Raw genomic sequence first — 11,409 nt, forward strand, 5'->3', positions numbered from 1 at the left:
TGCAGATGCTTCCCACCCTGCAAATGAGAATATTGGTCATATGATCTCGTGGTATGATGAATTCCTGTCCAACGGTCTTAACGCAGCAGTCGCTGGCCATCGCGCTCCTCAAGGTCGATCATTGATTAAGCATCGGACATCATAGCAGCCGTGACGCCCGTCCGCTGCGCCGTTTGGCATTGTTGTAATAGTCGGATGCTTGTTGCACGGAGCGATGACGTGATTGTTCCATGGCTTCAGGCAGCGGAATGCCACGATTGGCGGCTTCGGTGAGATAGCCGGAGCGAAGACCGTGGGCGGAGAACTCTGTGGCATCCAGCCCTGCCATTTGCGCGCGCTGTTTGACGATCCGGTTGACGGCGCTGGGTTCGAGCGCTCGCGCGGACACATTGCCCCAGCGATCGACTTTTCGAAACACACAGCCCTTGTCGATCCTGGCTGCTTCCAGCCAGATGGTAAGAGCTTCAACGGGCCGACCGGTCAGATAGACGATTTCATCGTGATCGGCACCACTGGTTTTGGTGCGACCGAGATGAATGCCGAGTGAGGGTAGGGGAGAACCGTCCTCATCGGTGACGGGCGTCTGTTTGACGAGCTGTTCTATACGCAAACCGGCGATTTCACTGCGCCTTCGCCCGCCTGACGCAAAGGCCACCATCAGGATGGCCCGGTCACGCAAGGCGGTGAGATCCTCGCCGGAACAGGTTGCCAGCAGCTTGCCCAGAATATCGCCGGTAATCGCATTGGCACTCTTGCGGCTGCGTGGCCGGTTCACGGCACGCACCGCAAGCCGGATGGCCGATTTGACGGACGGCGATGAAAACGCACCCTCCAGGCCGCGCCAACGGGTGAGTGTCGACCAGTTGGCCAGACGACGGCGGACGGTGGCAGGCGCATGCGGTCCAGATACCCGCAGAAAGCCACCTCGGCGCAGGTCTGTTTCCACGTTGGCCGGCATGCCATGATCGGGTTCGATCTCGCGTTGCTGCGGACGCCAAAGATGATGCGCGATGAATTTGAGCAACAGGGCTTCGGGTGCGGGGAAGGGGACGGGGCTGCCGGTTGCAGCGAGTGACCAGGCTTCAAGATAGGCCAGGTCTGAAGTCAGTGCGCGCAGGGTGTTTTCGCCCATGCCCTCATTGACGAGATGCCGGAGCGTTGCGACATCTTCATCGCTCAGAATACCTGCCAGCATATCGCGCCGGTGCATCGGCAACACGGCGGCAATCGTGTCGAGTGTTTCGGCGCGGCGTTCGACAGCTGAGTTGGATGTTGCGCTCAAAAACCTGTCCTCTAAAGGGTCGAAAGCGCTTGGTTCGTGCGCTGCTTTTGCTCCGATTCTCACTGATTTGCGGCCTGAAATCAATCACCTCCGATAAGAGGTACTTATCGGATGTTAGAGGGACAGAAAGATAGCGTCTATGTAACGAAAGTAGGGCATTTATTCGGTTTCATATCGGAGAATTTATCCAATATATTGACTATGTTAGTCTATGGAGTGCGGGTAATGTTCAGGGGTTAAGCGGGGTAAGCGGGGCATATCCGTTGGCGGTGCCATTTTGTTGTGCAGTTGCACGGTGAGTTGCAATCTACCATAATTCCTTTTGCCCAAGAAGGTCGTATAGATTGCACGATGAAGAAGACGCCGATTACCGAGCTCGATATTGATAGTCTTGATGAAGCCACGCTGATGGAATTGAACCGGCACATCGTTGAACGATTGCAGTTTCTCCATCAACAAAAGACAGCCGCTGTGCTGCAGGAGATCAAGATCGGCAGTGGCGTGATGTTTGAAGGGCCAGATGGTACGATGGTTCGAGGCTTTGTTATTCGTCGCAATCGCAAGACGGTGACGGTGCACACGGATGACGACAAACAGTGGAATGTTTCACCATCATTACTGAGCGTGACAGGTGGTCATATTATGGATGAAGCACCAGCAAGAGCAGGTCGGGTGGTGCCTTTCTCAAAGCCTGGCCGTCGTAAGTAAGTGGGATCAGGCCTTGGCGATAATGAGGCCTGCAAGCTCCGGAATGGCTGTTTGTTGACTGGATATACCAAGCCGGTCGCCGAGATAATGCCAGAAGGAAAGCCGAAGCTTTTTGCAGGTCTTCATAAGGCCCAGCATGGTATCGCGGGCAATGCGCCCCTCTTTGCTCATTGTGCCACCCGAGATCTTGCGTTTGGTGACGCAGCTGCGCAGATCGCTCTCGGACGCGTTGGTGTGCAACGGAATTTCCGGGCGTTCGAGAACCTTGAGCAGTTCTTCCTTGCGGCGTAGCAGGCGTGCCAACAGCTTGTCCAGCTCCACACAACCCGTCCGGATAGAGAAGATGCGGTCAAACCGTTGCCGGAAAGCGCTGATTGATCCTGGTGAGGGGCTCTTCTGCCTGAATGCCTTGAGCGCCTTGTAGAAGCTCCAAATGAGATCGCGTATATTTTCCACCCACCGGACGTGCTGTGGCGTCGCCGGCATCAGCTTTTGCAGCAGTCGCTCCGCATGCACCCAGCACAGCGCATGATTGCCAACCCGGAACTGGCCGGCATCGTCGGAGATAATGACGGCATTGCCCAGCAGGCCGTGGTGGCGAACAGAACCCCAGATGCCCGCTTCCGCGACGGCCCGAACCATGTCCTTATCGAAGATGTCGACACCTTTTTGCGCCAGGTGTTCCAGAAAGGGGACCTGGTTGCAAAAGCGTTGAGGTGTGCGTGTTTGCAGCCTGGCGATGACTGTCGGATCCACGCCATGTCGCGTCTTCAGATAATCAGAAGCAGCATCGTTAAGCACATAATCCTGGTAATTGCCGCGCAAGAGCGACAGGAAGTTCAGGCGGGATTTTGTTTTCGTGGTGCGAAAGACGGTAAAATGCTCGCCGCCAATATGGGTGGTATAGAAGTTATCACGCGCATGACGGGCCCCGGTGTCATCGACCGTTACATAGGCTTCCGACACCAGGCCAGCATGCAGAACGGCAGCATCCTCAGCAACAAAGCCATCCAGCCCCCTAGTGAGCAAACGCACAACCTGGCGTTTGGAGATGTCCATGCCGATGTCATTAAGCAGGGTCGACAACCGTTGCGCTGTGACCTGACCTTGCGCATGCAGCATCAGGCAGAGCCGCCTGAGGTTTGGGCCATAACCACCGACGATTCCGGCAGGTAGCGGCGCAAGAATAGTCTTACCGTTCGGAGCAACCCAGCATTCGCGCCGGTAGTGAATAACCTCAGCGCGCAAAACTATATCGCGCACGTAATAGCTCTTGTAGCCCTTGAAGCGTGAACCGTCCGGAACACGGGCATGAAAAACCACATCCCGATCAACGCGCTCGACATCCAGTTTCGGTCCACGCGGCTTCTTCTTGCCCGCCTGCTTGTCCTGAGCTTTCGCGTCCGTTGCCTTATCCATGCCCGACGGTTTGAACGGCGGCCGTGGCGGCAGGTTTTTCAGCCGCGCAATTTCATCGCGAAGGAGTTGGTTCTCAACTTTAAGCCGGGTGTTTTCCAGACGGAGCTCGGCATTCTCCTTACGGAGTGCTGTATTCTCAGCTTCCAGTTTTTCAAGCCGAGCCTCTGCACGTTCGGTTTTCTCAACCAAACCCGTGACCAGACTGCGCAACGCGTTCAGTGAAAGCGTGTCAGCATGCTTGGGCGAGGGAAGCATTCTCTTCGGCATCGCAAAAGAGAATCATGATTTGCCAAAATCAGGAATCCCATAGCCATGAAATATCGATGCGGAACTTACGATATGCACAGTGTTTAATATTTCTGACTTGGAATCAGAAACAGGGTCTTGGCCACCAAATTTGCTCCGCTTACGCGAAGGGCACCCGAGCTTCACAAATCGTGGTGCAAACACTTGCAGAAATACGATGTTACAAAAGGATTCATATATTGCACTACGAATGCAACCCCATTCTCATCGCGGGTGCGCGTACAGTGCTGACGATTGCTCAAGCTGGTGGACGTATCGATTTTTCGAGCTTCTTTATCGCCTCACGCAGAGAACGTTGCTCGTCAAAATAGTCCTCCCAGACCATTTTCTTTCCGAGCAGCGCGGGAACGGTCCGGATTGTAAATCGCTTGGGGTCGAGGCCCCTTCTGACCTGGGTCCAGTTGAGCGGCATCGACACCGTTGCCCCCTCGCGCATTCGGGGTGAGAGCGGTGCAACGGCTGTCGACATGCGGTCATTGCGTAGGTAGTCCAGGAAAATACGGCCTTTGCGCTGGCTTTTGGCCATTTTGATCAGGTAGCGGTCGGGCAAGTCGCCGGCCATTTGCTGGCAAACATCGTGTGCGAAACCCTTGGCTTCTGCCCAGCTGAGTTTTTTGCGTTTGCCGCGGCCAAGCGGCGTGACCACATGCAGTCCCTTGCCGCCCGTGGTTTTGCAGAAGCTGACCAGACCAAGCTGATCAAGGCGATCGCGCATTTCCAGCGCCGCTTCGATAACGCTCGAAAAAGCCACGTCAGGGCCAGGATCGAGATCAAACACCAGCCGACCAGGGATTTCGGGTTCATAGGATAAACAATTCCACGGATGCAGTTCGACGCCACCCATTTGAGCGACTGCTGCGAGCCCTTCCACCCGATCGATCTGGAGATAGGGCTTCCTGTCACCAAACACCTTTACAAGTTCGATCAGGTTCGAGGTACCTGGGAGCGCGTGACGCTGGAAGAACTGCTCGCCCTGCAAACCATCGGGCGCGCGAACCACCGAGCAGGGCCGGCCTTTGACATGGTTGATCAACCACGGTCCCACCGCCTCGTAATAGCGGGCGAGATCGAGTTTTGTGACCGGCTTTCCATCCCCGGCATCCGGCCAGAGTGTCTTATCAGTGCTCGAAATCAATACGCCCATGATATTGGGTTTGCCGCCTGCTTGAGAGGCGAGAATAAGTCCAGGCTTTGCGGTGTCGTTTTCAGGGACATCGACGTCGCTCGGCGCTGCCGGCTTTTCGGCAACCACCTCTTTCGCTGGCTTGTCCTCGCGCAACCCTTTGAACGCCGCTTGGCGAACGAGGCCGTCTGCCGTCCACCCGGCGAATTGTATCTCTGCGACCAATTGCGGTTTCATCCATTTGATATCGGTGCCTCCCTTGGGCGCACCGATACCAGTAAAAGGCGATTTCTTGGCCTCAAGCGCACGAAGTTTCGGTAGAATGCCCGCAACGGTTTTTGCGCCATAGCCGGTGCCGACACGACCAACATATACGAAATGTCTGCCGCGATTGACGCCGACGAGCAAAGAACGGAATTTGCCCTTGGTCGCGGCATAGCCGCCAATCACCACTTCATGGCCTGAACGGCATTTGGACTTGACCCAGCTGTCGGAACGACTTGAGACATAGCGGGCGTCCGCCTGTTTGGAAACGATGCCTTCCAGCGAAAGACGACAGGCGGAACGCAGAACCGCTTCCCCGCCTGTTTCAAAATGTGTCACATAGCGGATCAGCGGATCCTCACTGACGCTTTCTACCATCTGATCGAGTCGTTGCTTGCGGTGGGTGAGCGGAAGTTGCCGCAGGTCCTCGCTGCCGTCAAAAAGCAGATCAAACGCGAAATAAACCAGGGCATCGGTTTTGCCCTCGGACAAAGCTGCCTGCAACGCTGCAAAATCAGGTGCTCCACTTTCGTCCAGGGCGCAGATTTCCCCATCGATGATGCCGTCGGGGAGTGCTGCCGCGCTTTTTACAATGGCTGGAAATCTTTCTGTCCAGTCGAGACCCTTTCGGGTTCTCAAGGTGACTATGCCAGAATTGACGTGCATCTGGATGCGGTAGCCGTCGAATTTGATTTCGTGAATCCAGTTTTTCGAAGCCGGCGGCCTCTCGCGGGTTTCGCATAATTGGGGTGGGATGAAGTCCGGCATGGTGGCGGGCTTTGACTTGGCGGTCTCCGACATCCTTTTGTTCTTTTCGCGCTTTTTAGCAGCAAGGCCATGACCGCTTTCCCAAACGGCGTCTGCCGCGATAGCGTCAGTTTCAACCATGAAGGGGCGCGGCTTTCTGCCTTTGCCGGTTGCTATCATCTGCATGGAACGAGCGGATGCGACAGAGGTGTCATTGTCGTCCAAAACGGCAGCACCGTCGCCGGACACGGAAAACGCGTCTTGATGCTTGATCAGCAACCAGTTGGTGCGCTTGGAGCCGTTGTGATCCGCTTTCATGCGCACCAGCACAAAGCTGCCATGCAGTCGCTTACCTTCCAGCGTGAATTTCAGATCGCCTTTGGCAAGCGCCTCGCCGGCGGTCAGTTCTCCTTCTAGTGTCCAGTAACCACGGTCCCAGAGCATCACAGTGCCGCCGCCATATTGACCTTTGGGGATCGTTCCCTCGAAATCCCCGTAATCAAGCGGATGGTCTTCGACCTCGACCGCCAGGCGCTTGTCGCCGGGATCAAGAGAGGGTCCTCTGGTTACGGCCCAGGATTTGAAAACACCGTCAAGTTCGAGACGCAGATCGTAATGCAGTCGCGTCGCAGCATGTTTCTGAATAACGAAGCGCAGCTTCTTCGAGGCCTTTGGCCGGTTCGCGCCTTTTGGCTCCTGCGTCTTTTCAAAGTCGCGCTTTTTTTTGTAGGTTGCGAGTTTATCGCGGGCCATGACTGTCCTCATCAAGCTGTCAGTGCCACATCGAGACGTCCACTATAAAGCGGTGATGCCAGACTGCTCAATTCTGACCCGCAGCGTCTTGCTGCCGCGAGACGAGAGAAGGAAGAACTTGACCGTCGCTGGCCCCGCGGTCTCCTCGGCACCTGATCACTGAGACAACAACCGCGAAAGATGGTTTTTGTTCCTGCCGTGCTCTGCGCACTCAAAAAACCCTGCAAAAGCGTGGAGCTTTGCACGGGGGACATCCGCAACAAACAGCGAATGCGCCTTAATGTCTGAAGCGCTTTTTTTTTGCCTTCAATGCGATATTCAAAACCGTAATCCACGCCAGGACGCAGTCTGCTGTCGCCAAAGGGCTGGCGCAGAGGACCGGCAAGCACCGATCTGAATGCGCGCACAGCACTTGACGGGCGATACTGAAACAATCGCATGGCAGCGAAAGACAGAACTGTGACGAGCAGCACTGCGAATGTCCACCACCTTTTATGGAAGAGGAACAGCGGCAGGACAAAAATGCAATGCGCGTCGAGCAGGAAAAACGAGGGAGTGCGCATGGTTTCCCGCCACATGATGGTCCGGCCGTAAAGATCCTCGTCCCTATTCATGGCATTGCTTCGTTCCGTGATGCTAGGCCAGACGAGGGTTGCAGCACGCTCTCAAGAAACAACACGCCGATCAGACTTCCGGCTTCCAGTTTGACAAGGGGACCCTTGGGCACAACCCCTTCGATATCCTGCGCCATGCGTTGACCGGCCTTGCCCGCCATCTGAAAATAGCAAACACCGGAACTGGCGCCATTGGTGCCAATCAACGTCGTCTCGACCGGCCGATCAAGGGGCACGGAGATTGATGTAATTATGACTTTTCCAGCTAATTAAATGGAAGAAAGCACTTCTTAATCCATCTCCAGAGTAGAAACATAGTGGGAGTGACCAGAAACATCCCCAATCTAAGCCAGATTGTTTTCCCGGTTTCATCCAACAGGATTTTTAAAGGACCTAAGCCACATGAAACTCCAGCCATGCAGACCTGGCGTGAAATAGCATGCTTGAAATCCGCATGATATCAGTATCATAGATACAGCTGTGTTCGCGCATAGGTTAAAGTTACACTGCCCCCGTCACGATGTCGTTTCCATCCATCGCACCATTGTTGCTATAAGCAACTGATTGCAAAATAACGCATCCGGATTTCAGATGGTTCCTCGCTTCTTCAGACGCTACTTTGCCAGTTTCGCCGCTTGTCTATGCGGTTTGCTGCTGTTGCCGTAGATTCTGGGCGTACCGGGCAATCCAACGCTTGGGCAGGATTTTGCATGGACCTCGGGTCTTCTGGCAATGGTTGCTTATCTGGTGATGTTTCAATGTGTTAAAATGATCCAGAGCCGAGACAGATTTGGCAAGCCAAAGCTTTCCACGCGGCTTGATAGCGGCCTTCATGCAGCTTCCATAGTGCTGTCTGCAGTGCTCGGGGTCGCAGTCATCCTTCTCGTTTGGTTAAATGTTGAGGTGAGCGGAGGAAGGCAAAGCGAAAAACATCATGAGGCTCTGTTCTCTGCCAATGATTTTTTTGTCGCAACCATTGTCCGCAGAAGGCTTCAACCCACGCGTTGTCGATAAGGAGAACGATCAATCCATCGACGCTGGAGGTCTTGGGCTATACCCAAAATGATTATCGTTGCCAGAAGCGGCGCGGAACATTCTAACCGCTGGGATGTTAGATGGGGAGCAAGCGCAGTCAAGGCTAGCCCAGCCTAAGGAGTGAACCATGAAACCTGCCACCATTGCTGCGGTCCTCTTCACCATGGCACTGTGTCATCTGCCGAGTGCCGTATCGGCTGAAGAATCCGGCCTTCCCAATCAATCAAGTGGACAAGAACCCGAGGTCCCTGGCAACAATTCCACTACGGGCGCTAAACCTGTTCCACCCAACAGCAAATCGGCGCCGAAATCTCCGCAGGAGCAGCAGGAAGATGCGCAACGCAAGGCAGAAAAGCTAAGGAAATGCGCGCCGGGACAGGATGCCAAAGCATGTCGTGAATATAATGTGAAACACAGCAAGAAATGAACCCGCTTTACAGCAGGACATAGATTAGCATTTCGATAAATCACACGCCATGCGTCCTACAACGAAAGGCGGGCGACGGCCTATGGCAATTTAAGCGTGGCGAACTTCAACGAATGCGTAGGAGCGCGAACCACACTGATCGATAATTGATCCCTAGGCCATAATTTGAACTGGATGCCTTCAGACTGTTCCCGATCAGGATTGCTTTTTCTTATGCGAAGGCTTGCCCTTGTGTTTGGTTGAAGCGAGTTCCTCGAGCTCTTTTTTACTCATCGTGTTTTCCATTTGTTTCGAGGCTCCCCGAAGCTCTGCTTTGGGTTTGTCTCCGCGTTTTGCGGCAAGGTCCGCACCCGCTGCTTGTTGTTGCGCAGGCTTGTTGGACGCGATGCGGTTGCACGACCTGCAACCGCACTTTCGCAGAGCCAGGGGTCATCGCTTTTCGGAAACGCCTTCGTGTAGGCTGCGGTTGAGGAACATCTGCGTCGTCTCATCGAGATGATCTTCAAGCCATTTCGCCATTTGCTGTTCTTCTCGAAGGCTTTCCTCACAAAGCCGCGCGATGTCGGATTCACCGAGAAAGGTGGCTGCCGAAATCAGAATACGGTAGGAGGCGATCTCCATGTTCTCGAACGAATAGCTGGCAAGAGAACCTTTCAATATTTCGTCGCCTGCAAATACCCCGCTCAGCGATTGTGCCATCGCCATCATCTTACCACCCGCATCCTTAAGCGCCGAGGAATCCTCGCCGAGAATCTTAAGGCATTGATCAAGACGCGAAGCTTGTCTTTTGGTCTCCTCGACATGCTGTTGAATGCGTTCGGCCAGCACCGGATAGTTCTCAATCCGGGACAAGAGGCCATTCATCATTGTCTCCGCCTGTTCCTCCATGGCATGGGCGTCACGCAGCCACTGCACGAGCCATTCTTTTGCTTCTGTCATGTCTAAATCTCCTCTTGTGGAACATGCCCCCAACCACTGTGAAACAGCTTTGTTCCCCGACATGAACCCGCGATGCGCATGACATCGGCAATGAGCGACCTTGGTCGCGTGGCTTACGATCTGGATCGTGCGCGGGCTGCGGAAGCGCGAAGATAAACCCTTGGCTTTTGGGAGAGTTTTCATTGCGCATATTCACAATTGCCGCGCTTCCGCTTTGGCGTTCAAAAACTTTCCTGCAGCGAATTGGCGCGCAAGCCCGTTTGACTACCGCTCCAATTGACAGGCAAATTTCTCGACCGATGAGAAAATGTGCGCCATTGCGGTTCGGCAGAGGGGGCGATAGGGTCAGCAGCCAGGGAACAAGGAAGCGTCGGAACAGTTGATGTTTTGCCGGGAACGTGCAATCCCGTCGCGCCAACTTAAGACGGAACGCCGCCGGCTTTAGGGAGATGTTCCCAATTGAAAAATAATGATCTTCAATCTTTCTTTGCCCGCGATGCGAGTGTAGTGGCACCGCAGCTCATCGGCTGGGGGCTAACGCTTGAGGGAGTTGGGGGCATGATTGTGGAGACCGAAGCCTATAACCGGATGGATCCCGCCTCCCACAGCTTCAAAGGCCCGTCCCGAAGAAATCGTTCGATGTTCGGACCTCCTGGCCATGCTTATGTCTACCGAATATACGGTCTGCATTGGTGTTTGAACTTTGTCTGCCTGGATGGTTCTGCTGTCTTGTTGCGAGCGCTAGCACCCGCCAAGGGTCTTGCTTTCATGCAACAAAGAAGAGGGACCAGCAATGAGTTGGCTTTGGGCTCAGGACCTGCGAAACTTGCCCAGGCGATGGGGGTTACCGCTGAGCTTGACGGCGCGCCACTTTTTGATCAGCCGTTCGAACTGATCGCTTCACAGGCGGATCCACGCATTGAAACAGGCCCTCGCATCGGGATCAGCCGCGCGCAGGACGTTGCCTGGCGGTTTTGGCTTTCAGGAAGTCCTTATGTCAGCCGCCCGCCTGCCCGCAGACTGACGTGATGGTTACGGCCATCCCAACATCGCGTTCCGGCTAAGAAAGCGGCTATCGGAGTTTCGCCCCTGTATCACGTGAAGCCCGGGTAGGGCTCGTCTCGCAAACATGCAGCCAGGTGAACACAATTGGCTGCCAGCAGCCTAGTGGCGGTCACAACGGCTTCGGGGATCTCGTCGAGATCGATAAAGTTGGTGGACTGCATGGCCTCGCCCACCCAGTAGGTGACGGCGTTGGCAGGCAATGTGAAGCCAACATCATTGAGCGCCTGAAAAAGCTCGGCCGAAACATGATGCGCTCCGTCCTCGTTTCCTACCACAACGACAGCCGCGACGCGTCCGTAGGAGGGCATGCGGTTTCTGTCATCGGCTTCCGATAAAAACGCGTCCATACGTTCCAAAGCGCGTTTGCAGACGCTGGATGGTTGGCCGAGCCAGATCGGCGTGCCGATCAGAATAATATCGGCTTCGACGATTTTCTGTCGCAGCTCGGGCCATTGATCATCCCCACCTTCATCCGAGCTGACGCCAGACGCAATGGTAAAATCTGTCAGAAGCACATGCTCGGTTTCCACACCAAACGGATGAAGCTCAGTTTCGACATAGGATAACAGCTTTTTTGTCGAGGACTGCTTGTCAGACGTTTTCAATGTCGCGTTGAGAGCGAGAGCTTTCAACGGCTTCTGTGATCGGCTGCTCATTATTATTCCTTTATTGTCTACACCAGCACCGGGCGCACCGGACTGTTTCTTGGTGTCGGGGGGCGGCCATA

The 11,409-nt window shown here is 54.7% G+C and carries 11 protein-coding genes; 3 read left to right on the forward strand and 8 right to left on the reverse strand.

The features are described 5' to 3' along the window. Nucleotides 1–139 precede the first annotated feature (139 nt). Nucleotides 140–1,210 (reverse strand): site-specific integrase, encoded by a 1,071-nt coding sequence (locus CEV32_RS04990; RefSeq protein WP_374883459.1) that lies wholly within the window; start codon nt 1,208–1,210, stop codon nt 140–142. A 423-nt stretch (nt 1,211–1,633) separates the two neighbouring features. Here CEV32_RS04990 and CEV32_RS04995 point away from each other — a divergent pair, with 423 nt between their 5' ends. Continuing rightward, nucleotides 1,634–1,990 carry a hypothetical protein gene (locus tag CEV32_RS04995; protein WP_094574737.1) on the forward strand — a complete coding sequence of 119 codons (357 nt, stop codon included), beginning with the start codon at nt 1,634–1,636 and terminating at the stop codon, nt 1,988–1,990. 6 nt (nt 1,991–1,996) lie between these two features. Here the strand turns inward: CEV32_RS04995 and CEV32_RS05000 are convergent, their stop codons facing one another. The 4 genes from CEV32_RS05000 to CEV32_RS23595 form a co-directional block, all read right to left on the reverse strand. Further along, on the reverse strand, nt 1,997–3,676 hold the full coding sequence (locus CEV32_RS05000) for an IS66 family transposase (RefSeq protein ID WP_143128788.1): 1,680 nt from the start codon (nt 3,674–3,676) through the stop codon (nt 1,997–1,999). A 277-nt stretch (nt 3,677–3,953) separates the two neighbouring features. Further along, nucleotides 3,954–6,602: a DNA ligase D gene (gene ligD, locus CEV32_RS05010; RefSeq protein ID WP_094574739.1), complete on the reverse strand. Its 2,649-nt coding sequence runs from the start codon at nt 6,600–6,602 to the stop codon at nt 3,954–3,956. Nucleotides 6,603–6,613: 11 nt separating this feature from the next. Next, nucleotides 6,614–7,216, reverse strand: coding sequence for an IcmT/TraK family protein (gene icmT, locus CEV32_RS05015; protein ID WP_094574741.1), 603 nt, complete (start codon nt 7,214–7,216; stop codon nt 6,614–6,616). After that, nucleotides 7,213–7,452 carry a hypothetical protein gene (locus CEV32_RS23595; protein WP_094574743.1) on the reverse strand — a complete coding sequence of 80 codons (240 nt, stop codon included), beginning with the start codon at nt 7,450–7,452 and terminating at the stop codon, nt 7,213–7,215. Before CEV32_RS23595 ends, icmT begins: the two co-directional genes overlap by 4 nt. 926 nt (nt 7,453–8,378) lie before the next feature. On the opposite strand from CEV32_RS23595, the gene CEV32_RS05030 reads away from it, so the two are divergent. Further along, a complete protein-coding gene (locus CEV32_RS05030; RefSeq protein ID WP_094574747.1) occupies nt 8,379–8,678 on the forward strand; it encodes a hypothetical protein in 300 nt (99 codons plus the stop codon). A 195-nt stretch (nt 8,679–8,873) separates the two neighbouring features. On the opposite strand, the gene CEV32_RS05035 is transcribed toward CEV32_RS05030, so the two are convergent. Both CEV32_RS05035 and CEV32_RS05040 read right to left on the reverse strand, forming a co-directional pair. Continuing rightward, nucleotides 8,874–9,104, reverse strand: a complete 231-nt coding sequence (locus CEV32_RS05035; RefSeq protein WP_376857394.1) for a DUF3008 family protein — start codon at nt 9,102–9,104, stop codon at nt 8,874–8,876. 3 nt (nt 9,105–9,107) lie between these two features. Continuing rightward, nucleotides 9,108–9,617, reverse strand: a complete 510-nt coding sequence (locus CEV32_RS05040) for a ferritin-like domain-containing protein (RefSeq protein WP_094574751.1) — start codon at nt 9,615–9,617, stop codon at nt 9,108–9,110. 459 nt (nt 9,618–10,076) lie between these two features. Between CEV32_RS05040 and CEV32_RS05045 the strand changes: the two genes are divergently transcribed. Continuing rightward, complete coding sequence (locus CEV32_RS05045) at nt 10,077–10,646, forward strand: DNA-3-methyladenine glycosylase (protein WP_094574753.1); 570 nt, start codon at nt 10,077–10,079, stop codon at nt 10,644–10,646. A gap of 65 nt (nt 10,647–10,711) precedes the next feature. Here CEV32_RS05045 and CEV32_RS05050 read toward each other — a convergent pair whose 3' ends face one another. Continuing rightward, nucleotides 10,712–11,338, reverse strand: coding sequence for a flavodoxin family protein (locus CEV32_RS05050; protein WP_094574755.1), 627 nt, complete (start codon nt 11,336–11,338; stop codon nt 10,712–10,714). Between the last annotated feature and the right edge of the window lie 71 nt (nt 11,339–11,409).

The organism is Brucella rhizosphaerae (genome assembly GCF_002252475.1).
GTDB classification, from domain to species: Bacteria; Pseudomonadota; Alphaproteobacteria; order Rhizobiales; family Rhizobiaceae; genus Brucella; species Brucella rhizosphaerae.